Origin of the sequence: Paenibacillus lentus, assembly GCF_003931855.1 — a bacterium.
GTDB classification, from domain to species: Bacteria; Bacillota; Bacilli; order Paenibacillales; family Paenibacillaceae; genus Fontibacillus; species Fontibacillus lentus.
The window spans coordinates 609,122-632,445 of record NZ_CP034248.1; the positions used below are offsets into that span (position 1 = coordinate 609,122).

The window sequence follows — 23,324 nt, forward strand, 5'->3', positions numbered from 1 at the left end:
AAGTCCTGAAAACCCAAAAAAAAAGTTCCAGTCGTCATGGTTAGACAACGGAACTATACTTGCCTCGAATTCCCACGCATATTAAGTAGTAAAATTATCAAAAGTGCTGATCACTGAATGCAGCTCTTGCTGATATTCCCTATATTTGGCAGCATCCGTCCATACAGTAATCCAGTGATAGTACAACTTAGTCTCGATCGTAGTGACGATATAGGCCACCTTCATCCCGTTCACTTCCTGCTCGACGGCAAACTGATACGCGGGGTGTCCATTAATAAAGAGGGATCGAGGCTTGTAAATCGGCGAATGGGCAAGACCTGCAGCAAAGCTTTGTTCGGCGTATTTCTGATACTGCTCGAGTGTGCTTCCTCTCTTGAAGCGCTTCTTAGGCTCGGAGAATAACGCCAGATATTTATTCGAAAATCGATTGGATAATGAGATCTCCGCCTGATTGTCCAAATTAGGGTCGAAGAGCCAATCCGGGCTCGTCGTGATTTTAAACTTTCCGTTATGACTGATATGTATCTTCTCATCACTATAGCTCGTTTCCTTGGAACGCCGCTCCCCTTCAGAAGGAGGATTGACCCGGACAACCAAGGGTAGCATCATCGCCAGTAAAATCGGCATAACCGCAAAAGTTACAGCCACAGCTTCTCTGCCGCGATTTACTTTGTTCGATGGCATCTGCCCCGCACTCACCACATAAGTACGGGCGGCTAAATCGCCAAGCCGCTGTCTCCGCTCCGTCATAACAATTCCTAAAGCAGCAGGCAGCCCGGCAAGCAGCAATGGATTACTGTCCATGACCCGGAATAGAGTACGGATAAATGCCTTAAGCAGTCCTGGAGCAGCCCCATCCTGATCGACCACTCGAATGCGCATCACCCATTTTCCAAACGTACTTCCTATTAAACCTTCAAGCAGCACATAATAAGATAATATAAGAACGACGATGCACAGATGAGCGGAAAATACCCCACGGATGATTACCAACCTATCGATATCCAGCGCCGATCGGATTAATACTGCGAACAATAAATAATCAAGCAAAGTTGCCCCAATGCGCCTGAACAACATAAATACAGGACGATTGGATGGCATATGTAAATCAACGTAATTTTGCTTCAAGGATATCCACACCCCTTACTGCCCTTTCCGTATATTCCCATCTGAGAACATCCAAAGTATATGATATCCCGAATCTTTCTGCAAATTGCTTACTTCTTAGTTAAGTCCAAGCCCAAAAAAAACCGTCACGATCCCATGCTACTCTCCCGCCATGCAGCTTCCGAAAGGCCTTTTTTACCTCCTTAGAGAGGGACGGATTTCCGTTATCATTGACAAAAACATGCTCTTCCCCAAAGTGCTGCCTAACATGGGCAATAGCCTCTTCTTGCCGAAGCATCCCTTTGAACTTAATCTCCTGTACCATCCACTCTGCAACATGATCTGCTGAATACATCACTTTGCCCCCAACTAAAGTTTTGAGTATAGTGTATCACAACCAGCCAAGGCGCCCCTCACGGGACGCCCTGCACCTATTTAACTATTAATATTACATGACTACCATCAAGATTTACGCGTCAGCAAGGCACCGATGCCCATGATCACGCCTAATCCTGCAGCACTGAGCAGGCTAATTAGCGAATCACCGGATTTGGTCGCCATATAAATCGTTCCATTGATAAATATGGAGACTAGGCATAGATAAAAGATCCACTTCATTATTTGATGCTTGCGCATGGTCGATGCTCCTCCTCTCGCTTAATCTTCTGTATGAATCGAGACCTCCGCAGGGGGCGAATGCAGAGCTTTTACGCTTAGTAGGACGATAAGCAAAAATCCCCCAGCCATCATGCCCGCAGTCCTCAAAATTTCTGAAATGCTCCACCCACTGCCTAGCAGCAACGGAACCAGCCCTGTTGACAGAGGGTACAGCCCCGTTGAAGCGATGGTAAATACGCTCATGCCGCGGCCTAGTTTATCCTGTTCCAAGCTGAGCTGAAATACCGTCAGCAGCAGCATATTGGCATAAGCCGAGATCATCCCCGCACAACCGCTGATGATAACGGCATGCCATAATTGATCAATCCAGCCCAGACCGACAATACCCAGACATAACAAAATAAATGCCGCATAAGCCCGCAGCGTTACATTTCCCTTCGGCCGAAACACGACGAGCATCAAGCCACCAAGAACGCTCCCGGCCGCAAAGGATACCTGCAGGTAGGTCAAATCCATGGCTGTACCCTGAAACACCTCTTTGACTAGAGTTGGGAATGCTATGCTCACCGGACCGGAAATAAAGAAGCTGGCAATACCCACAGTAACTATAATGGACACTTTAAAGGGATCTCGGCTTATATAACGAAAGCCCTCACCCATTTCCAGCAACATCGAGTCCCGGCGATCTGCTTGCCTTTGTCTTGGTTCGCGAACCAGGAACAGACATATTGCTCCGAGCAGCAATAAAAGGCCAAGCAGGAGAAAAGATAGCTGAAACGACCCAAACGTGAGAATAAGTCCAGCGACAGCAGGTCCAGCAAACATTCCTAGCTGCTGAATAATGACATTTAAGCTATTCGCTGTCCCGAGCTGCTCTGGAGCTACAAGGGTCGGGATAATCGAAGACGATGCCGGCCAATAAAACGCCTCCAGAATACCAAAGACTGCAGCAAAAACAAGCAGCACACCAAAAGTGAGTAGACCTTGCGCAAATAGAACCGCCATACTAACCAGCAGAAGGAAGCGTATAAAATCGGAAAAAAACATAATTTTCGTCTTGGAGAATCGATCCGACAATACGCCGCCTACAGTCATGAGGATTACGCGCGGAATAGCTGTCACCATCAGAACGATACCAAGCATCGTCGGCATATGAAGATAGTCAACAACGTACCAGCTCTCAATCAACATATACATCGGTGTCGTCAGACTTGTAAATATCATGGAGGCCATAAAGAACATGAATGTTCGATTGCGCATCAACGAGCCTTTGGCCGATTCACTCAACTGATGAATAGTAAACACCCCTCTCATGACTTCATCATAAAGAGGGGTGTTATCATTTTTCTTACTCATTTCTTACATAAATCTTAAGTTGTTACAACCTTATGCATTCAGCAGAGTGTAAATGTCTTTATATAGCAGGTTCTGCGCGTCGGCCACAGCCTGATAGGTCACATGACCATTCATGACGTTAATGCCCTTGGCCAAAGCTCGATTATCCAAAGCCGCCTGCGCATACCCCTTATCTGCAATTTGCAAACCATATGGCGTCGTTACATTCGTTAATGCCAGCGTAGAGGTACGAGCTACCGCTCCAGGCATGTTTGCCACGGCATAATGGATCACTCCATGCTTCACATAAATCGGCTGGTCATGCGTCGTAATCCGGTCGATCGTCTCAATTGAACCGCCCTGATCTACAGCTACATCGACAATGACTGAGCCGGGAGGCATCGTCTGAACCATCGCTTCACTAACGAGCCTTGGCGTACGTGCTCCCGGAATCAGAACGGCTCCGATCAGAAGATCGGCCTGCTTGACGCTGTCTGCAATATTAAATGGGTTCGAAACCAGTGTCTTGACCCGCCCTTGGAACAAATCATCGAGTTGACGCAGCCGATCCAGATTCAAATCAATGATCCGCACGTCTGCCCCTAAACCTAAGGCTACTTTGGCTGCATTTACGCCAACCATGCCTCCGCCGATAATCGTCACTTTTCCAGGCTCTACGCCAGGCACTCCGCTGAGCAGCACGCCTTTGCCGCCATTGGATTTCTCTAGGAAATGAGAGCCAATCTGTATTGCCATCCGTCCGGCAACCTCACTCATCGGGGACAGAAGCGGCAGTGCGCCTGAATCCAGCTGAATCGTCTCATAAGCGATAGCGATTACGCCACGTTCGGCCAGTTCCTTCGTCAGTGAGGGCTCAGGAGCCAGATGCAGGTAAGCGAACAGAATCAAGCCTTCCCGTAAAAATGAAAATTCCTCGGCTACTGGCTCCTTCACTTTGACGACCATTTCCGCCGACCATGCGTCCGCGGCCGTGGGTACAATCTTCGCCCCTGCTGCGCTATAGTCCTCATCACTAAAACCAACACTAAGCCCTGCTCCGCTCTCGATCCATACTTCATGACCAGCCTGAACATAAGATAACACCGATGCGGGCGTCATCCCGACGCGGTGCTCGTTATTCTTGATCTCTTTAGGCACCCCTACAATCATGTATACACCATCCTTTAGTTTCTCTCAGCAAGAGCCGATTGTATAATTATTAAATTATAATGCATATCTACTGACTTTACCTCATTAAAGTTGAAAAATGTATTACAAGCGTTGAAGTTCATTCAACTGTTTTTACTCAAAAAACCGTGCCAAAGACAATTCCTATTATGTCCTCAGCAATGGATTTGTTACCTTTTTAATTTCATCGATAAAAGCCTCGACGGAACTCGTCATATGGGAATCTTTCCGACGGATGAAGACCGTAGTTACTTCCCGATAAGGATCGGGCACCCTGTGGCAATGAATTGTGCCTTGCATCGTCAAATAACTGACCGTGGATTCGGGGACAATCGTCAGCCCGACCCCCGCCGCCACACTGCCAATAATCGTGTCGAACGTGCCGAACTCTATGATTTTTCTAGGAACGATGCCCTCTTCCTTTAACCAGCTCTCCATTCTTTCGCGATAGCTGCAGCCTTTGTTGTACAGCAGGAGGGGTTTAACCGTGATATCGTCAAGCGAGAAGCTTGCCTCCCTGGAGACTATAACCAGCTCCTCCTGGAATACCTCGTATTGCTCAATCATTGGATGCTGTATAGGCCCCGTCACAAACGCACCATCCAGCTTAAAATCAACCACTTCCTGAAGCAATTGCTCCGTAACTCCCGCCTTCAGGGACAGGTCAACATTAGGATAAGTATGGAGGTAGGATGACAACAATTTAGGCAGCGCAATCACCGTCTCCACAATGCCGATCTCCAGAATCCCCGACGGAGTGGACGAGTCCTGAAACACCTTCTTCAATTCGTCGAATTTAGCTAAAATATCATTGGCGTATTCCAGTAGCCGTTTTCCTTCTGTGTTTAGAATCATGCCGCGCCTATGGCGATAAAATAACGGGGTATGCAGTTCACGCTCCAACAGCTTAATTCTGGCCGTGACATTAGATTGAACGTAATTTAGCTCTACCGCGGCCTTGCTGACGCTACCGTGAAGTGCAACCATTTGGAATATTCGCAAATCATTCAAATCCAATCTCCTTCTCCCCCTCCCCGGTATCCTTATAATGTCCCTTTTTCCCAGGTATCATTATAAATGATGGATGAGTTGAATTACAATCATTTTACTCTTGTCTGTGATTAATCTATCATTTTATGTATAGAAATATGTGGATATGGTTAAGGAGAACGGAGTGAATGAATAAAAAGCAAGTTATCATCGGGTCGGCCTTATGTCTGATTGCAAGTATGTCCTGGGGAGCAATGTTCCCTGTAGCGCAAGTCGCCTTACAAAAGATCGATCCATTCTACTTCTCGTTTATTCGGTACGCCGTCGTGGCTGCCCTTTTAGCAGCGATACTATGGGTGAAGGAAGGGAAAACGGCTTTTCGCCTGGAGGGTAAAGGAAAAGCTCTCGTATTCTACGGAACGATGGCCTTTGCTGTGTATAACATGCTCATCTTCTCGGGCCAATATCTTATGGGGGATACTGGTACGATAACCGCTTCTTTAATTGAGGTTCTTATGCCAATGATCTCGATCCTCTATGTATGGATTACCGCTAAAGCCAAACCACCCAGATATACGATGATCAGCATGATTCTATGTCTAGTCGGGGCATTGCTTGTCATTACCAATGGCAAAATGGCCTTCTTTGCGATGGCAGGCAAATCATTATTCCCGTTATTGCTTATTTTCATAGCAGTTACAGGCTGGGTGCTGTATTCTATGGGCGGAAGTCGGTTTAAAGACTGGTCGGTTCTGCGCTATTCAACACTGACATGTCTGCTGGGAAGCCTGGTGTCGCTCATCATTGTCGCCTTTGCTACATTGCTTGGGCTGCTGCCTGTTCCTTCCGTAGAGACGCTCGGTGCGATAAAGTGGGAAATGGCCTTTATGATCACTTTGCCAGGCATCGTGGCTCTTCTAAGCTGGAATACTGGTTTAAAAATGTTAACGCCGCTCAACGGAATACTATATATCAACTTTGTACCAATCACCACCTTGGTCATTATGGCCTTTCAGGGATATCAGGTCTCCATATTTGAAATTTGCGGTACACTGCTTGTCATTTTTGCGATCGTGCGTAACAATCTGGTTCAGCGCAAAGAGCAGAGAGCACCTGGCAGAACAGCAAGCTGGAGTGCCAGAAGCAGTGGCGCTAGCCCTCAGCCCACTGTCGGAAATATACGAACCCGGTAAATCACTAGCCATGCTGATCTCCATCTGGTTAGGGGATACCACACCGTAAAATTCATAAAATTTTGGTGACAAGTGGAAGGCAAACAAGACCAATCGAATACAAATTCGATCGGTCTTGTTTCTTATTTTAATGACGAACCGAAGGAAGCGTTCGGCACGACGGTGTATCGCTCTAATTTTTCCAAGGAACCCGGAACCACCTTGATTGATTTGATTTTGCTGTACTGCATGACAACCTTCCATTTTTCGATTTTAACGTTATAGTCTTCCTCCCCTGTGATCCTTCTAACGACATTGAGTGTATACGTATTAGAACCGTCAAATTCTACAATTTTAAAATCAACCATGCCGCCCATTTCGTAGTTACCGCCGAATGAAAATTCTACATAAATATCGGTTGTAAAATCCTCTGTCACTAGACTCATTGCCGTATCATAATCTCTTTCATCATAAGCCATCAGGAATCTATAGATGTTGTTCCGAGCTGCAGTCCAGGATACTCTTTCATATTCTTTTTTTAAAAAAGGGCTCCGAATCTACATAAACCGTCTTCGTTTTCTTATCCCATTTTACATCTGCACCAAATCCTTCTGAAATCGCACGAATGGGTACATACACAGTGCCATTAATTATTTTTGGCTCGACACCGCTTGTCACCTGATTGCTATGGACAAAAACTTTAGGTTTAATTGTTGCTGCAAAAGCACCTGCGCTAAAAATCAGCATACACGCTACTCCAATTAACCCCATTTTCACAAATCGATGCATGAATATAGCCCCTATTTACAATTTTTATATTTAGGAGCTATTCCGCCCATAAACGTTATGTTTTTTCCTGTTGCTATCCAAATAAAAGCGACCTAAAAAGCATTTAGCTTATTAGATCGCTTAAGATAGATTAAAGGTTGAACTTATTATATTCTACTTAAAACTTAATGACTCCCGTCGTATGCAGCAGCACCAGGAACACGAGAATCGGTGCTACATAACGCAGCATGAACAACCACACCCGGAACCAGCCAGCACGCAAGCCGGAGGCCTCTGCCGCCCCTTTCCAGAAGTACCCTGCAAATATCGTTATGGCAAGACCGCCGACAGGCAGCATAATGTTGGAGGTAATGAAATCCACCCAGTCAAAGAAGGCTTTACCGCCAAACGTAAGCTCCGGCACCATTCCGAGAGACAACGCGGATGGCACACCGATCAGGAAGAGCAGCCCAACCAGGATCCATACGGAACGCGCGCGGCTCCAGCGAAAGCGCTCCATCGTATAGGATACGGGAACCTCCAGCAACGAAACCGACGATGTCAGCGCAGCGATCGCCAGCAGAATGAAGAACAATCCTCCGAAGAACGAGCCCAAAGGCATGGCCGAGAAGGCCGCCGGCAAAGCGATAAAGACCAGCGATGGCCCTTGATCCGGAGCAATGCCAAACGAGAACGTTGTCGGGAAAATAATAAGCCCCGCTATGAATGCATAGATCAGATCTCCTGCGCCGATCGCCAGGGTTGCCGAGCCTAAGGACTGTTCCTTCCGCACGTAAGAACCGTAGGTCAACAAAATCCCCATCCCTAGCGACAAGGAGAAGAAGGCATGTCCCAATGCAACCAATGCCGACTCCGCCGTCAATTGTGAGAAATCCGGATTAAGGAAGAAGGATACTCCCGCCTCAGCGCCTGGAAGCGTCACCGCCCGGATCATCAGGACGATCAACAGAACGACAAGACTCGGAATTAAGATCTTATTAAATTTCTCAATACCACCGGAGATCCCGAGAATAACTACCCCACCGGTGATGAGCAGGGCGACTAACTGCCAAACAAGCGGCATATAGCCCGAGATGAATTGAGCGAACTGTCCCTCAAAATCCGGATTGCTGAACAAATTACCGCTAAACGCCGAAACGGCATAGTGCAGCGTCCAGCCTGCAACAATGATATAGAACGACAAGATAAGAAAAGGGGCTAGCACCTGCAGAATGCCAAGACTTTTCCATCCCCGTCTCCCGCCTACCCTTACGAACGCCGTCGCCGCGCTACCCCGCCCACTGCGTCCAATGGCCAGCTCTGCCAGAAGCACCGGCAAACCAATGATAATCAAACAAACTATAAAGAGAAGGAAAAAAGCGGCTCCCCCGTTCTCACCGGTAATGTAAGGAAACTTCCACATGTTCCCCAGGCCCACTGAACTGCCGATAGCGGCCAATATAAACCCGGTAGAAGAGAACCGCTCCTTCTTCCTTTCATTATTATTGATACTGTTCCTCTGCACACTCATTGTATCGACTCCATCTATATTAATTTTTTCCAATCATTATATATCATTATGACGGTTCAGTCATATTAAATTTTATCCATATTAAAGTCTTTCTATAGAAAATTCCCCAAAAGATCTATATAGAATCACAATATTTTATAGAGGTGGATGCAATTGGCACGCCCTTCTGCATAGGGCACTCTTTAATTCGCCGCCGCAACGACTAACTTTCAGAGAAAATTATGAAATATATGATAAAATATGTCGATATATATCCTATTAAAAAAATACATAATAGAAAAAGAGGTTACCAAAAATGACGATGATTGGGATTGATTTGGGGACGACCCATAGTCTTGTGGCCTATTGGACGGAGGATGGCCCAAAAATTATACCGAACGTATACGGAGAGCATCTGACACCATCAGTAGTTGGTGTAGATGATACAGGTGAAATTCTGATTGGGCAAATCGCCAAGGAACGACTAATGACACACCCTGACCTGACCGCTTCTACCTTCAAACGCTATATGGGCACGGAGAAGCTCTATCGAATGGGCAAGTATACTTTTACGCCCGAGGAACTCTCCTCCTTTGTCGTGAAATCGCTCAAGGCCGATGCGGAAGCTTATCTTGGTCAAGAGGTGACCGAGGCGGTCATTAGCGTACCCGCTTATTTTAATGATACTCAGCGTAAAGCGACGAAGCGTGCAGCTGAGTTTGCCGGATTGAAGGTAGAACGGCTGATTAGCGAACCGACGGCAGCAGCGATCGCATATGGATTGCATCAGGAAGAATCGGAGACCAAATTCCTGGTATTTGACCTTGGGGGCGGTACGTTTGACGTGTCGATCCTTGAATTTTTTGAAGGCGTGATGGAGGTCAAGTCCATTGCCGGAGACAACTATTTGGGTGGTGAGGATTTCACCGAGCTGATTGTCTCCTATTTTGTACAGAAGCATGGTCTGGACTATTCTTCCTTTGATCTCAAAGCGCGTTCGGCCCTGTTCAAGCAGGCTGAAATCTGCAAACGAGCCTTGGGGGAGGGAACCACGGGCTCCATGACGTTCATCCTCGATGATACTACCTATGAGATGAGCCTGAACCGTGATGAATTTGAGAAAATCTCCGCCCAGCTTATGCTCCGTCTTCGCCATCCTATCGAACGGGCGCTAAGAGATGCAGCGCTATCTCCACGTGACATGGATGCAGTCATACTGATCGGCGGTGCAACCCGAATGCCAATCATTAAATCGATTGTTACGAAAATGTTCGGCCGCCTGCCTTTTGCCGGGGTAAATCCCGATGAGACTGTTGCGCTTGGTGCAGCCATTCAGGTTGCTCTCAAGGAGAGGAACGAAAGCTTGAAGGAAGTCGTGTTGACGGATGTATGTCCTTACACGCTGGGGATTGAAACCACCAAACGCATAGGTAACAATCAGTTCGATGATGGTCATTTCTCGCCGATTATTGAGCGGAATACGCCGATCCCCGTTAGTAAGGTGGAATCCTACTGCACTATTGTTGACCAACAAAAGGTAATCGCTGTCGATGTGTATCAAGGAGAAAGCCGATTGGTTGCCAATAACATCAAGCTGGGCGAGCTGGAGATTGATGTTCCGCCCGATAAAGCGGGGGCACAATCCATCGATGTACGATTTACCTACGACATTAATGGAATTTTGGAGGTCGAGGTGACGACACAGAGCACGGGATTAAAGAAAACGATTGTTATCGAGAAAAACCCTGGGCTCCTAACGCAAGAAGACATCCAAAGAAGATTGAATGAGTTGAAGGATATTAAAATTCATCCGCGTGAGCGGAGCGAAAACCGGCTGCTCCTGGCCAGGGGCGAGCGCCTCTATGAGGAAGCGCTTGGGGAGAAAAGGGAAGAAATCGCCTTCCTTCTGCTAGAATTCGAGCGAGTGCTGGCGTCCCAAAACGAGCACGAGGTGAAGAAAGCTGCTGCAAAGCTCAGCAAACAGCTTGAGCATCTGGAGAAGTGGAGTGACTACTATTGAGGATATGGACGACGCTTGGCATAGAGCAAACTTATGATATACCCACGATCCGGAGAGCCTATGCCAAGAAGCTGCAAATCCATCATCCCGAGGATGATCCCCAAGGGTACCAGCAGCTAAGGGAAGCCTATGATCAAGCTATGAGGCTTGCAAGGCAGTACCAGCAGTCACAGATTCATAATTCACTCGCAGAAGAGGAGGAGCTGCCCTCCTCTTCTTTCCCTGATCCTGTACAAGAACAAGCTGAGGACGAGGATGAGATTTCGGAGGATCAGAGAAAAGATAGCGAAAATGAGTGGGAAGACGAGGAGATAACGGAACAAGACATGCCCCGAATTCCTCGTCTTCCAAAGTGGAGCACCTTCGACACGGATGCAAAGTTTAGAGAACGTAGTGAAGAAAACAACGATGAAGAGTTAGATTACAACGGCGATTTTGAAGTTAATTATGACGAAGGCGAAGATGAAGATGAGGATGAGGATGAATTCGAAGATAATTCCGAAGATGACTTCGAAGACGAAGATGAGGCAAGCAGTGAATTCGAACTCGATGAGGATTTCGACGAAGATTACGATGATCCTGCGCATCCCGTAAGTACATTTATGGATCAGGTAAATACCTTGTATTCAAACTTCACGGCCCGCATGGACACCCATCCCTGGTTGGAACTGTTAAGCTCAGATACACTTTGGAACGTCGAATATCAACGAGCCACCTCCGATATCCTGCTCGACTATTTCGAGCAGCATTATTTCCTGCCTACTGAAGTGTGGCATCTTCTAGAGGACTCCTTCCAATGGCGGGCACGAAGCGTGGAAGATGAAGAGTTTGCCGAGCGATATCCAAAAATATACGCCTATGCCATCATGGAGTTCCCGGGGCTCCAGATGGATTACAGTTCGCTCTTGCAGGCGCAGCATATCCACGTTGGCCAGGAAGAATTTCTCCGCTACCGGGAAGCCGTCGCCCTGGCGCTTCTAGAGAACGATATCCGATCAGCTCATGTTCATTTAATCAAAGCGCTTAGCATCTTTAAGGAGGACAAGGATCTAATCCGCCTGCAAACCGAGTTCTATCGGCGAACTAGCGATTGGGATAAAGCGCTATCGTCCTGCAATGAATATATTCGGCTAGCCCCCGATGACTATGAGGCTGTACTATTACGAGCCCGCTTCCTGCTTAAGATGGATAAAACTGACGAGGCACTTCAGGATCTGCACCAAGTTCTGGCGCAAATCCCGAATTACACGGAGGCTCTTTCCCTAGCAGGGCAATGTCATCTCAGGCAGGGACGGCTGGAACAGGCCAAAGATACTTTCCATCAAGTGTTAACGATAGATCCAGAGGAGATCGAGGCCGTGCTCTATCTGGCACAGATCCACCGCCATACCGAAGAGAATTTGCAGCAGATGAAAGGAGCAGAGCGGAAGAATACGCAGCGTGAAATCAACGAAGAGCTGGGTCGGCTGCCTTTACGAAGCCGGCTTCAGAGAGCGGCAGTACTGCTTCTTTCGCGTAGATGGCATATCCTGGCCATAATTATCGTTCTTCATCTCCTCATTGGGCAGACTATAGTCAAGCACACTGGCCTATCAGTTTGGGCCTATGCTAGGCATGCATTTCTTCCGCCAAAGGTGATTACGATCGATAATGCGATGGATTTTGAGGCATTACCAGCCGGAGATCATGCCGTTCAGATGAAGCTGACGAACACGAGATATATGGGTATTCTGGAAATTAAGGACGATGGAGCTCATGGTGGGCCTTATCAATATTTTCATGCGAACGAAGCCAAGAAGCTTGGGCTTTTGGATCAATTAAGCGGGTACGTCTGTATCGGATATGTGGGGGATGCCTCCGTAATCATCATTGCAAATTATGAGCAAGCGATGTCAGCATACGAAGGCAAGACACTGGAAATTTCGGGTGAGGCGAGACCGGATCCATCTCATCAGTTGAAGCAGCAGCTGGAAAATTGGAAGCAAAATCAAGCGAGTTCTCAAAAGTACTTAAAGGATCATCCGTTGTCCGACTATTATGTCATCGCAAAGGACGGAATCAGCAGAGACAACCCGGCTGGCAAACTGCCTGCAAGGGTCCTGTATCTATCTGCACTACTTCTTCTCTTCTACATCCCGTTCCTTCAGGAGCTGCGCAGACAATGGAGATATCTTCGCTACAACTAAACAATGGGAGGTGATATACCCAATGAACCTGGATACGCAGGAAGAGCGCAAAGCCTGGATGCCTTATGTACATGCCGTACTTTCCTTGTGCTCCATCGGTCGAGAGGTAGGCTACTTCGTGGTGAACCCGAAGATGCAATACCAAATGTGGAATCGCATGCGCAGCTTTCTAAGTCAACATGAAATCCGCGATAAAGAACAGCTTATAACGAATATAGAGTGGTATTTGGAGACAGGCCGCCGAGATGAATTTTTCCGAGATTCCTGCTACCTCTCCATGCTCTCCGCCGCGGAGCGCAGCCGATATATTCAGTTTCTAACCAATGAACAAAGAAGGCGACAGCTGTCCGTCGTCAACCGTTACTTGTGGAGTCTTTCCCCTGGGGGCATTGCCGCCTATGATTATTCCTGGACGATGTTAAAGTGTTTTGCCGGCAAGCAGGTAGGATATTTGTCGGAGGATGAAATGTGGAGGTATATCGGCCAAATCATCCCCATGATTAAGGAGAATTTCTCCGATTGGGATGCCTACATCGCCAGCTATGCGATTGGCCAGAGTTATTTGCAGCATGAGCATCCCTTCAGCTTTGTCAGTAAGAACCGGAAATATATTATGCAACTGATGAACTCCCTTCAAAACCCGATGCTTCAGTTCAAACCATAGTTATCTCATAACCTTATAACCTTCAATATGCATAAGGAGCCTCCCCCTGGTAGGGAAGGCTCCTTTTTGGCATAGGTTGGATAGAATACTATTCAATTGTGAATTCTTGAATTCTGAATGGCCCAGCGGCAATTTGTCCAATGAACCGATTCCGTCCGTCTAGAGGCGTGCCGAATATAAATTAATGCTCTTCTCTTCCAAGAAAGGTCTCGACATCATGCAAGGACGGCAGCGCATCAATCGCTCCGGGGCGACTCGCGGTAATCGCTGCAGCGGCATTAGCGAACCTCAGCAGCTCCTCAGCCCGTTTGCGATCCACCAGCTCTAATTGCTCCAGCCATTGCGGCATCGAATGTGCTTGATACAGCAGCGCCCCGATAAACGAGTCGCCAGCCCCCGTCGTGTCCGCAACATCCACCCGATTGCCGGGTACGGATACCTCCAGACCGCCGCGCGAGAACCAGGTTGCCCCCGCTGCGCCGCGCGTGTAAATCACATGCTGGACATCCCCGACGAATAGCGACGAGATCGCTTCCTTCTCATCAGCGATACCCGTAATGAACGTCAGCTCCTCATCGCTGATCTTTACAATATGACTGAGCGGAATAAACTCATGAATCGCGCGGCGGCATGACTCACCATCCGGCCATAGGGGAAGCCTGACATTCGGATCGAAGCTAATGGTTACTCCCGCTTTCCGCGCCAGCTCAATCGCCTTCCGATGAGCGTATTTCACCGGGGCTTCGATCAAATCCACTGAGCAAAAGTGCAGGATATCCCCTTTCGCGAACCAGTCGCCGCTAATTTCATCTTCATGCAGCAGCATATCCGCGCTCGGATTACGATAGAAGGAGAAGTCCCGATCGCCGTCTTCCTTCAAGCTGACGAACGCGAGCGCTGTATTCGCTTCATTCGTGCGCAGCACGCGCGATACATTTACACCACTCGCCACCATCTTGTCCACTAGGAAGTCACCAAATGCATCTGCGCCGAGCTTGCCGATGAACGCCGCCTGGCCGCCAAGCTTGGCGACCGCACAAGCGACATTCGCCGGCGCACCGCCAGCCGCCTTAGTGAAGCTCTCTACGCTCTTCAGCTCCACCCCCCTCTCGGCAGGGATGAAGTCTATCAATGCCTCCCCAATCGTATACACCGTCGTCATTTGCATGCGCCCCCTCATATGTCATGCTCTGAACTTGCAAGCAAGCCTTCGAGCTTGATTTCCCATCTAGCCCAAGCGCTGAAACAGTGAATACAAATATTCGACCGCTGTCGTTACGCTTGGGAAATATCCCATTTCCGCAACATCGTTACCTGGCTCTCACCTGTCGAGAATAGCTTGATGCCCCGGGAATCCGCACCAGGGTAAATCCGTGCCGTCATAACTACTTCCCCTTCACCAGCGAACACCTCTACCGAAGATTTATCTACAAAAATCCGCAGAGAAAGCTTGCCGTCCTTAAGGGGTACTGCGGCTTTGCGCTGGCCGCCAGGGCCAATGCCTGCCCGCTCCCGATCGAGCAGAAGCATTCCTTCTTCCTTATGATAAGCGATAACCGTCTCTTCTTGCCCCGTCTCATCCGTCCGAAGCTTAAGGCCGAATTCTAGCGCGTTCCCAGCTTCGAACTCAACTTGCAGCTCGTAGCTATCACCATCGACCGTCAATTGCTGCTCTCCGCTTAGCTTGACATTCGTCAGCTCATAAGCGTTACTGCGTCTTGATTCGATCTCTTCCACCGGGCTAAACAAGATCCGGTCGCCGTCCAGCACCGCAACGCGCGGCAAGCTCATCGCGCCTGCCCAATGATGTCCTTGCTGGGTCGGCATATCCTCTTCCCACATATCCATCCAGCCGATAACGATTCGTCTCCCCTGATCATCCAGTGTAGACTGCGGGGCGTAGAAGTCGAAGCCATGATCGACCTGAGCATAACGTTCAAACGTGAATGTCCCGGCTTCAGAGTCGAATTCACCCACCATATACATGTTGGAATGTAGATTGTTGTATTGCTCTCCTTGTGCTGGCATCCGCTGCGGCGACATCATCAGAATTGCTTTGTCCCCAAGCAGGAATAAGTCCGGGCATTCCCAGTTATCGCCAAAGGTACCGTCGCTCTTGGCTAATATGTTAACAAACGACCAGCTCAGTAAATCATCCGAGCGGTACAGCAGGACTAGACCGTTGCCCTGTGCATCATTCGAGCCTAGCACCATATAGTACTGGTTGTTGTACTCCATCACCTTAGGATCGCGGAAGTCCTTCCGACTAACCCCTTCCGGGATTTGATCAAGGCCAATGATCGGGTTGCCTTCGTACTTATGGAAGTTCACCCCATCCTTCGAGAATGCTATCGCTTGAACCTGTTCATAATCTTGATCCGGATTAGGCCCGGTTACCACATGTCCCGTATACAACAGCACAAGCTGACCGTCCTTCGCAACCGCACTGCCCGAAAAGCAGCCATCCTTGTCATATTCTTGATCTGGAGCCAATGCCACAGGGTGGTACTTCCAGTTCACTAGATCCCGGCTGACCGCATGGCCCCAGTGCATCGGCCCCCATACTGGTTTGTAAGGATAGTGCTGATAGAATAAATGATACTCCCCATTATAATGGATAAAACCATTCGGATCATTCATCCAGCCGAATTCGGCCATGAGATGATAATTAAGTCGATAATCGTCCTTTAGCAAATGCTTTGAATCCCTGATGAATTCATTTGCTCTCTCCAACGTATAAGTTTTTAGGATAGTCATAATTCCTCCTGTACAACTGCTTATTTAATAGAACCCTGCATAACGCCCTGAATGATATATCTTTGAGCGAATAAATAAACCAGCATTACCGGTAAAATGGTAAGCACGAGCCCGGCCATTAGCGGCCCATATTCTACGGAATACGTCCCATAGAAACTGAATGTCGAGAGCGGCAGCGTCCGATTTTGCGGAGATACCAAAATGAGAGACGGCAGGAGGAAGTCATTCCAGATCCACAGTACGTTCAGAATCGAAATAGTCGCGGTAGTCGGAGTCAACACGGGAAACACGATCCGAAAGAACGTTTGCGTTCGCGTACAGCCATCAATCAAGGCCGCTTCCTCCAGCTCGGCGGGCACGCCCTTCACAAATCCGTGATAAATGAACACCGCCAGCGGACTCCCAAATCCTAAATACATGTAGATGAGGGCCCATTTGTTATCCAGCATGCCTAGCGTTCCGTAAATTTTGACTAGCGGAATCATGATCGCCTGAAATGGAATAATCATCGCAGCAACCATGATCATGAAGGTATATTGATTAAATTTAGTTTGATTACGTACGAAGTAATGCGCTGTCATAGCGGCAAAAAGCGAAATTAACGCTACGCCTAAAATCGTTACAGTAAGCGAGTTTATAAATGAAGCTGTATAGTTCATCTTCTCAAACGCGTTGCGATAATTCGTCCAGTCTAAGCTTTGCGGCAGGGATAACGGATTTGAAGTAATCGCCGTATTCGCTTTGAATGAATTGATCAACAAAAAGACAAATGGAAAAACAAATAGTAAGAGCACTAGAGTTAGCCCAATCGTTTTCAACCATACCCCAGCAAGTCCTCTTCGAGCCGTGTCCATTAGGCTTCCACCTCCATCTTCTTCCCAAAATACACCTGAAGCAGCGTAATTACTGCGACAAGAAGGAAGAGTACTAGCGCTTCCGCTTGTCCTAGACCGTAATCACGAGAGAGGAACGCTTTTTCATAGACATGCATCGACACCATTTCCGTACTCTTGAAGGGCCCGCCCTTTGTCAGCGATAGGTTGACGTCATAGACCATAAAACCGCGCTGCAGGGTCAAAAATATACAAACGATAAACGAAGGAACCATCAGCGGCAAAGTCATCGTCCGCAGCTTCGTCCAACCATTTGCGCCATCAATGCTCGCTGCCTCCAATACATCGTTAGGCACACTCATGAGTCCAGCGATATAAATGACCATCATATACCCGGCATACTGCCAAATGGTCACAATGACGAGAGCCCAGAATGCCTTCTGTGGATCAGCCAGCCAGGATGTGCTAAATAGCGGAATCCCCGTCTTCTCCCCCACGAATACCAGAACATTTGAGAAAATAAACTGCCAGATCAAACCTAGCACGATGCCGCCGACCAGATTCGGTACGAAGAACCCGGCCCGGAATATATTCTGGCCTTTCAACCCTCTCGTAAGCCCGAAGGCTAATAGGAAGGCAACGCTATTGACCAGGATAACCGTAAATAATACATATTTCAGCGTCAAACCGAAGGACTTCCAAAATACCTTGTCCTGAAACACTTTTCCATAGTTCTCGAATCCTACTAACGTATGCGTCGTCGCGATACCGTCCCAATTCGTGAAGGTCAGATAAATACCATATATAAATGGAACGATCATTACGGTAAGAAAAGCGAATAAGGTCGGACCGGTAAATAGTAATCTCGTCTTAAGCCGTGGCCACCATTCCTTTTCTTTGATCATAACGATTCCTCTTTTCCTCTGTCGTTGTGAAGAAGTGATGGATAAGAACCACGATACATGTGCTCTTACCCATCACTATCGTCTTATCAGCCGATGTAAGATAAATTACTTCACGCTTGTCCAGTACTCTTCGATTTCTTTAATCAGTGTAGCCCGATCGCCAGCATCCCCTAAATATTTCTGCATCGATGCTCCGAGTTTTGCCCAGTGATCTGCTGGAAGCGTACTCATCGACTCTTGGGATTTGCCCTCGGCAATGTAATACTGAATGGACTGGCCAAGCGGATCAGCAGCTGGAAGTGTGATATTCTTGAACGCTGGAATGATGCTCGCTTGGTTAACTAGGAAATCCTGGCCTTTCTCTTCATATACAAGCCAATTCAGGAACTTCTTAGCGGCCTCCTGCTGTTCAGGCGTACTCTTCTCTTTATCTAGGATAATCCGCTTGGAAACAGCCGATGAAATTTCCTGGTTACCGAAATCGTCCGGATTGTTGCTAATCGGTACTGGAAGGAAGCCATATTCTCCGTTTGCCGTATCGAAATCATGAATCTGCGGCCATGCCCAGTTGCCCTGGAACCAAATACCAACTTCACCTTTACCGAGAACCTCAGGTCCGCGCTCATATACTCCTGCTAATGGAGACTTCTTGTCGATATTGTAATTTTTCATCATATCAAACGTATCCAAGAGGCCATTCAGCACGGCATTACCCGATAAGTCCTCTGTGCCAGCCTTCAGCGAATCTATAAATTTGTCCACCTCGGCCATGTCCCTGTCTTGACCTGCATAAGCCAATGGCAGGAAATGTGCTCCGAGCGACCAATCCATCGGAGAAATGATCAGCGCCTTTTTGCCTGTCGCTTCAATTTGCTTGAACAAATTCTCCAGGTCGTCTCTAGTCTTAATCGTCGATGGATCAAAGCTGCCGCCAACCGCTTCATCTAGGACGGCTTTGTTGTAAATGAAGCCATAGCCTTCGATTGCTAGCGGGAAGCCATAGTTCTTACCGTCGAATGTCGTCAATTTTGTCGCGTTCTCGACAGCATCCGCATTCCACTTTTCGCCGCTCAAATCAAGAATCCGATCCTTAAACTTCTCTACGTCTCCGGTATCAAGCATCATCATCGTTGGCGGATTTCCAGAGGCATACAAAGTGGAAGCCCTTTCGAAAGGAGAGGTTCCAGCAGGTGCAGCCATAATTTCTAGAGTAATATTCGGGTTATCCTCCTGAAACGTCTTCGCCGCTTCTTCAAGCTGCGTCTGAATTTCGCCTTTTGAGTTCAATAGCGAAATTTTGATTGCTTCACCTGAAGTGCTGGCTCCATCTGAGGAATTTGACGTTCCTGCATTATTGCCTCCGCCATTCCCTCCACACGCTGATACAACCAGTGCCATAAGTACAACCATCGCCGTCATGCTTAACCAATTCAATCGCTTCATTTTTTTCCCCCCGTTGCTAAAGTCGCTAGAAATTATAATATAGTTTGTTACTAACAGGCGCCCTCGATTCATTTGCTAAAATGTAATCGCTTGCAACCTGTTTGTAATCTAATTGTATGTCAAACCTTTATCATATGTCAATCGTTTGACATAAATTTTTTAAAAATTTCTTCCTAGCCTAAAAAAACAGGGCTGCCAGTAGTCAGTTTCACTGACTTTCTGGACAGCCCCGTTCCTATACGCTTATTTAAGCTGTACCCCGTATAACTAGCTCCACAGGCAAAGCGTTTCTAATTTCAACGGTTTCACCTTCCACCTGCTTACTAAGCAGTTCGACAGCCAGCTTGCCAAAGTCATCAATCGGCTGGCGAATAGTGGTCAACTCCGGTGATAGCCAACGAGCCGCGTTTACATCATCATAGCCGATGATTTTGACGTCCTCTGGCACTCGCTTCCCTGCCAGCTCGCATTCTTTCAATGCAAATGCGCCGATAATATCGCTTGTCGCAAATATGCCGTCAATGTCCGGATGCGCGACCAGCAGCTCACGCAGCAGCTGCTCATAACGCGCTTGGTCAAATACGTTCATATCCGTCTGAATAATGAGATGGGCGACGCCATGCCGCTGAACAACATCACGAAACGCATCCGTTCTGCGATTTGCCAGCAGATCGAGCTGTAAATTACCGCAAATATGGGCGATCTTGCGGCAGCCTTGGCTGACTAACCTTTCCGTAGCTAGTCTGCCCCCCTCGTAATTGTCTGAGCTGATGTAAGGGATATCCTCTCTGATCTGCCGGTCAAATGTAATAATCGGCGAACGAAGGCTCATGAAATCATCTACCTCCAAGGTGTGACTCCCCATCATAATCCCATCGACGCGATTGCGCTTCAGCATTTCGATATAGTCCCGCTCCTTCACGGGATCAAGCTGCGAGTTGCACAACAGCACCTTATACCCTTTCTGATAAGCGTAATATTCTATGCGATCCGCCAGTTCGCTAAAAAACGGATGAGACACACTAGGAACAATGAGGCCTAATATGTTCGACTGCTTGCGAAGCAGGGAGCGAGCAATCTCATTGGGCTGGTACCCCAGTTCGTCCATAGCCGCATATACCTTGGTGCGCGTAGCTTCACTGATATAACCCCGATTATTCATTACGCGGGATACCGTCGTGACGGATACCCCGGCCTTTAATGCCACATCATGAATCGTTGCCATGCTTGTTCCCTTTCATAATCGTATTATTCAATAAGTCAATAACTCAACTATACCCGACGGATTATTTTGGGACAAGGAACAAGGAGCGAAGAGTACCGTCTCACGGACTCATTCATGCTGTCTGCGTCTGGCTGTAATAGCAAGCAGTAGAACCGGAACTAAGGCGACCGCGCCGCATAGTATCCAGGATATTTGAATCGGGGTCTGATCGGATGTCAAATCCGTAAAATTCCGGCCGATGATCCCGGTGACAATCAGGCCAATGCATACCCCAAGCTGAGAAACTGCTGAGTCAAAAGATAATAGGGTGGAACGATACTCATCAGAAATTCTTTTGTTCAAGTAAATTTGCTTCGCCGCCGGGTACATTCCCCGACCCACCTCATAAATCAAGAAAGTCATCAGCACCGGATAAAACGTATTGAGAGAGCCCGCAAAAATAAGCCAAACGCCGATCATCCCGCAAGCATACATAAGCACTCTAATGTCGCTATTGTTCTTGCTCAACTTTCGTACGATGTAACTGCCCAATGTCATACAAAGGGAATAAGCTGCCTTGATGATGCCCATAATCCAAACTCCCTGTTCAGAGAGCCCTACAAGTCGAGGCTGTTGAAAGGTATTGCCCGCAGAATTGGAGAAGCTGATAAACAGTCCGATTATAAAAATGATCCATATCGACTTGTTTTGCAGACTAATTCCGACACTTTCCCGAATGATGGCGAATATATTTCTACTCTTGATTCGAGCAAATCCTCTTTTATTCTCATGCATATAGAAGACACATAACAAGATTGCTAACAAAGTAGATAGAATACTGGCGAGCCAGGGGAGGGAGTAACTATACATAGCGAGAAACGCCCCCAATAAACCGCAAATAAATCCAGCAATATACTGGATACTATTCACCGTCGTAAATAGAACCTCCATCGGCTGATGACTATTCTCCACGGCCCATGACTCCAGTGAACCCGATTGCAGACATATCGCCAAACCGCCAAATATTTGGGCAACAACCAGCACTTCCATCCGCTCCGATTGCATAAATAAAATGCTGTATATGAGAAAGCAGACGAGCCCTAGAATGATAGAGATCTTACGGCCATATTTATCGGCTATAGCGCCCGTCGGAATTTCAAACAGAAAAATGCTAACAAAAAAAATAACAAGCAAAAAATTTGCGGTTTGTAGCGACAGCCCCTTGGCCAGGAGAAATAAAATTAACGTGGTGCCCGTAATCTCACTCATGAAAAACTGAAGGAACCCCACCGTATAAAATAATTTATGAGCTTGAACCCGCAACCGCACCTCTTCCTTTCTTTTCTGAAATCGATCTTCTTCCAAGGAATGCAGTTAATTATATGGGTAAAAGTGGAACTTCAATATGACTTTCGTAACAATTTCACATTTATACTTATCCGTAATACACACGAAAAAACTCATATCCACATCGGGAACGATGTCGATATGAGTTTCAGAGAAATTACATATCCGAATGAGATCTCGTTATTATTTCCGCAGCGAAGGTACGGCTGTCTCGTCAAGCTGCTTCCTTCTATTCCGATACAACATATTTACGGCCATGGTGCCCAGGATTAATACCACTACGGATATTACACTACCCTCGATACCAAAGATCCCTCCCGATATCCAGGCAGGCCCTTGATCCGTGGCACTCAGCAAAGAGTATTCGGAAACCGTTCCCGAGACATTAAAGCCATATATGTAGCCTTGAAAGTAATTCCAGGTTAAATGCAAGCCGATCGGCCACCATAACCCGCCAGTAACCTCGCGCGCGACCGCCATAATCACTCCAGCCATGAACAGATTGGCGATGGGCAACGGGGTACTGAATACGCCCGGGTTCATGCTATGTAATAGTGCAAACAAGATTGAGCTTACTACAATGGCAGGCGTTTTCCCATAATGATAGCGCAGTAGACCCTGGATATATCCGCGTGAGTAAATTTCCTCCGATATGGCCACACCCACGAACAGAACCGCTCCCTTCAGCATAGGAACAAGCATATCCTGATCCCACGCCGCCGTCTGCCAAGCGATTCCGCCACAAGCCCAGATGAAGACAGCCGAGAGCGAGATCAGAATAATGCCTCCCACAGCACCATGTAGAGCGAATGCCGCTCCATGCGGCTGCTTTAACCCAAATGACCATCCTTTCCTCCGTTCAAAGAACGCGTACATTGCAAAGGAGCTCGCAATAAACAATATCATTTGCAGGTAATGAACCAGCAGACTCTCCCCGATCGAGGTTCCCAATTCATCCAAGTTCTTTCCCGAAGCAACGCCTACAACCGCAAAAATAAATGAAACGATCGTCATCGCCACCATAACCATCACAAAGCTTAGTACAATTTTACCCAGCACAGAGGCATGAGTCTTCATAAGCCACCTTCCTTCCCCACCATGCAATCCTTAATTGCAGTAATGATTTCCGATACAACTATAGCCTTGGTTTCTTTATGCTGTCAATCCAAATTATAGGCGGCTTAGCCGCGACATATATTCAACAGCGGTAGTCCCATACCCATTCTTGAAATGCTTGTTTCAAATGGGCTAGATCTACTTGCCTTGCCAAGCCCATT

General features: G+C 47.5%; 21 protein-coding genes. 4 read left to right on the plus strand and 17 right to left on the minus strand.

Features of this window, described 5'->3' with window-relative positions; translation table 11 throughout:
• Positions 1–81: 81 nt before the first annotated feature.
• The 6 genes from EIM92_RS02850 to EIM92_RS02870 all read right to left on the minus strand — a co-directional run bounded on the left by EIM92_RS02850 (position 82) and on the right by EIM92_RS02870 (position 5,265).
• The gene (locus EIM92_RS02850) at positions 82–1,128 is read right to left on the minus strand and encodes an RDD family protein (RefSeq protein WP_164515018.1); all 1,047 of its coding nucleotides are present in this window, start codon (positions 1,126–1,128) and stop codon (positions 82–84) included.
• A 100-nt stretch (positions 1,129–1,228) separates the two neighbouring features.
• A complete protein-coding gene (locus EIM92_RS02855; protein WP_425464171.1) occupies positions 1,229–1,462 on the minus strand; it encodes a DUF6953 family protein in 234 nt (77 codons plus the stop codon).
• Between the two features lie 107 nt (positions 1,463–1,569).
• Positions 1,570–1,743, minus strand: a complete 174-nt coding sequence (locus EIM92_RS23620) for a hypothetical protein (protein ID WP_164515019.1) — start codon at positions 1,741–1,743, stop codon at positions 1,570–1,572.
• A gap of 21 nt (positions 1,744–1,764) precedes the next feature.
• Positions 1,765–3,081, minus strand: a complete 1,317-nt coding sequence (locus EIM92_RS02860; protein WP_125081390.1) for an MFS transporter — start codon at positions 3,079–3,081, stop codon at positions 1,765–1,767.
• A gap of 30 nt (positions 3,082–3,111) precedes the next feature.
• Positions 3,112–4,230 (minus strand): alanine dehydrogenase, encoded by a 1,119-nt coding sequence (gene ald / locus EIM92_RS02865; protein WP_125081391.1) that lies wholly within the window; start codon positions 4,228–4,230, stop codon positions 3,112–3,114.
• 165 nt (positions 4,231–4,395) lie between these two features.
• Complete coding sequence (locus tag EIM92_RS02870) at positions 4,396–5,265, minus strand: LysR family transcriptional regulator (RefSeq protein WP_125081392.1); 870 nt, start codon at positions 5,263–5,265, stop codon at positions 4,396–4,398.
• Between the two features lie 161 nt (positions 5,266–5,426).
• Between EIM92_RS02870 and EIM92_RS02875 the strand changes: the two genes are divergently transcribed.
• Entirely contained in the window at positions 5,427–6,431 is a 1,005-nt protein-coding gene (locus EIM92_RS02875) for a DMT family transporter (protein ID WP_125081393.1), read from the plus strand.
• 122 nt (positions 6,432–6,553) lie between these two features.
• Here the strand turns inward: EIM92_RS02875 and EIM92_RS24065 are convergent, their stop codons facing one another.
• From EIM92_RS24065 to EIM92_RS02885, 3 genes are all read right to left on the minus strand, one after another.
• Positions 6,554–6,856 (minus strand): hypothetical protein, encoded by a 303-nt coding sequence (locus tag EIM92_RS24065; RefSeq protein WP_246021184.1) that lies wholly within the window; start codon positions 6,854–6,856, stop codon positions 6,554–6,556.
• 79 nt (positions 6,857–6,935) lie between these two features.
• The gene (locus EIM92_RS24070; RefSeq protein ID WP_246021185.1) at positions 6,936–7,199 is read right to left on the minus strand and encodes a copper amine oxidase N-terminal domain-containing protein; all 264 of its coding nucleotides are present in this window, start codon (positions 7,197–7,199) and stop codon (positions 6,936–6,938) included.
• A 157-nt stretch (positions 7,200–7,356) separates the two neighbouring features.
• Positions 7,357–8,709: a sodium-dependent transporter gene (locus tag EIM92_RS02885; protein ID WP_125081394.1), complete on the minus strand. Its 1,353-nt coding sequence runs from the start codon at positions 8,707–8,709 to the stop codon at positions 7,357–7,359.
• A gap of 295 nt (positions 8,710–9,004) precedes the next feature.
• Here EIM92_RS02885 and EIM92_RS02890 point away from each other — a divergent pair, with 295 nt between their 5' ends.
• The 3 genes from EIM92_RS02890 to EIM92_RS02900 are packed head-to-tail and all read left to right on the plus strand — an operon-like array spanning position 9,005 to position 13,558.
• Positions 9,005–10,708, plus strand: coding sequence for a molecular chaperone HscC (locus EIM92_RS02890; protein ID WP_125081395.1), 1,704 nt, complete (start codon positions 9,005–9,007; stop codon positions 10,706–10,708).
• Positions 10,705–12,894, plus strand: a complete 2,190-nt coding sequence (locus tag EIM92_RS02895; RefSeq protein WP_125081396.1) for a J domain-containing protein — start codon at positions 10,705–10,707, stop codon at positions 12,892–12,894. The genes EIM92_RS02890 and EIM92_RS02895 overlap by 4 nt, the downstream gene beginning before the upstream one ends.
• 22 nt (positions 12,895–12,916) lie before the next feature.
• Positions 12,917–13,558, plus strand: a complete 642-nt coding sequence (locus EIM92_RS02900; protein WP_164515020.1) for a DUF1266 domain-containing protein — start codon at positions 12,917–12,919, stop codon at positions 13,556–13,558.
• Between the two features lie 181 nt (positions 13,559–13,739).
• Here the strand turns inward: EIM92_RS02900 and EIM92_RS02905 are convergent, their stop codons facing one another.
• From EIM92_RS02905 to EIM92_RS02940, 8 genes are all read right to left on the minus strand, one after another.
• Positions 13,740–14,720: a carbohydrate kinase family protein gene (locus EIM92_RS02905; protein WP_125081398.1), complete on the minus strand. Its 981-nt coding sequence runs from the start codon at positions 14,718–14,720 to the stop codon at positions 13,740–13,742.
• 113 nt (positions 14,721–14,833) lie between these two features.
• Positions 14,834–16,315: a glycoside hydrolase family 32 protein gene (locus EIM92_RS02910; protein WP_125081399.1), complete on the minus strand. Its 1,482-nt coding sequence runs from the start codon at positions 16,313–16,315 to the stop codon at positions 14,834–14,836.
• Between the two features lie 20 nt (positions 16,316–16,335).
• Positions 16,336–17,169: a carbohydrate ABC transporter permease gene (locus EIM92_RS02915; protein ID WP_125081400.1), complete on the minus strand. Its 834-nt coding sequence runs from the start codon at positions 17,167–17,169 to the stop codon at positions 16,336–16,338.
• On the minus strand, positions 17,169–18,053 hold the full coding sequence (locus tag EIM92_RS02920; RefSeq protein WP_125081401.1) for a carbohydrate ABC transporter permease: 885 nt from the start codon (positions 18,051–18,053) through the stop codon (positions 17,169–17,171). The genes EIM92_RS02915 and EIM92_RS02920 overlap by 1 nt, the downstream gene beginning before the upstream one ends.
• 105 nt (positions 18,054–18,158) lie before the next feature.
• Positions 18,159–19,496, minus strand: a complete 1,338-nt coding sequence (locus EIM92_RS02925; protein ID WP_125081402.1) for an ABC transporter substrate-binding protein — start codon at positions 19,494–19,496, stop codon at positions 18,159–18,161.
• Between the two features lie 247 nt (positions 19,497–19,743).
• Complete coding sequence (locus EIM92_RS02930) at positions 19,744–20,721, minus strand: LacI family DNA-binding transcriptional regulator (protein ID WP_125081403.1); 978 nt, start codon at positions 20,719–20,721, stop codon at positions 19,744–19,746.
• A gap of 108 nt (positions 20,722–20,829) precedes the next feature.
• Complete coding sequence (locus tag EIM92_RS02935; RefSeq protein WP_125081404.1) at positions 20,830–22,023, minus strand: MFS transporter; 1,194 nt, start codon at positions 22,021–22,023, stop codon at positions 20,830–20,832.
• A gap of 207 nt (positions 22,024–22,230) precedes the next feature.
• A complete protein-coding gene (locus EIM92_RS02940; RefSeq protein WP_125081405.1) occupies positions 22,231–23,124 on the minus strand; it encodes a CPBP family intramembrane glutamic endopeptidase in 894 nt (297 codons plus the stop codon).
• Positions 23,125–23,324: the final 200 nt, after the last annotated feature.

Excerpts from the sequence above, each read along its gene's own strand:
- EIM92_RS02855 (WP_425464171.1), bottom strand. The coding sequence starts at position 1,462 with ATGTATTCAGCAGATCATGTTGCAGAGTGGATGGTACAGGAGATTAAG.
- EIM92_RS23620 (WP_164515019.1), bottom strand. The coding sequence starts at position 1,743 with ATGCGCAAGCATCAAATAATGAAGTGGATCTTTTATCTATGCCTAGTC.
- EIM92_RS02860 (WP_125081390.1), bottom strand. The coding sequence starts at position 3,081 with ATGAGTAAGAAAAATGATAACACCCCTCTTTATGATGAAGTCATGAGA.
- ald (WP_125081391.1), bottom strand. The coding sequence starts at position 4,230 with ATGATTGTAGGGGTGCCTAAAGAGATCAAGAATAACGAGCACCGCGTC.
- EIM92_RS02875 (WP_125081393.1), top strand. The coding sequence starts at position 5,427 with ATGAATAAAAAGCAAGTTATCATCGGGTCGGCCTTATGTCTGATTGCA.
- EIM92_RS24065 (WP_246021184.1), bottom strand. The coding sequence starts at position 6,856 with ATGAGTCTAGTGACAGAGGATTTTACAACCGATATTTATGTAGAATTT.
- EIM92_RS24070 (WP_246021185.1), bottom strand. The coding sequence starts at position 7,199 with ATGCATCGATTTGTGAAAATGGGGTTAATTGGAGTAGCGTGTATGCTG.
- EIM92_RS02885 (WP_125081394.1), bottom strand. The coding sequence starts at position 8,709 with ATGAGTGTGCAGAGGAACAGTATCAATAATAATGAAAGGAAGAAGGAG.
- EIM92_RS02890 (WP_125081395.1), top strand. The coding sequence starts at position 9,005 with ATGACGATGATTGGGATTGATTTGGGGACGACCCATAGTCTTGTGGCC.
- EIM92_RS02900 (WP_164515020.1), top strand. The coding sequence starts at position 12,917 with ATGAACCTGGATACGCAGGAAGAGCGCAAAGCCTGGATGCCTTATGTA.
- EIM92_RS02905 (WP_125081398.1), bottom strand. The coding sequence starts at position 14,720 with ATGACGACGGTGTATACGATTGGGGAGGCATTGATAGACTTCATCCCT.
- EIM92_RS02910 (WP_125081399.1), bottom strand. The coding sequence starts at position 16,315 with ATGACTATCCTAAAAACTTATACGTTGGAGAGAGCAAATGAATTCATC.
- EIM92_RS02915 (WP_125081400.1), bottom strand. The coding sequence starts at position 17,169 with ATGGACACGGCTCGAAGAGGACTTGCTGGGGTATGGTTGAAAACGATT.
- EIM92_RS02920 (WP_125081401.1), bottom strand. The coding sequence starts at position 18,053 with ATGATCAAAGAAAAGGAATGGTGGCCACGGCTTAAGACGAGATTACTA.
- EIM92_RS02925 (WP_125081402.1), bottom strand. The coding sequence starts at position 19,496 with ATGAAGCGATTGAATTGGTTAAGCATGACGGCGATGGTTGTACTTATG.
- EIM92_RS02930 (WP_125081403.1), bottom strand. The coding sequence starts at position 20,721 with ATGGCAACGATTCATGATGTGGCATTAAAGGCCGGGGTATCCGTCACG.
- EIM92_RS02940 (WP_125081405.1), bottom strand. The coding sequence starts at position 23,124 with ATGAAGACTCATGCCTCTGTGCTGGGTAAAATTGTACTAAGCTTTGTG.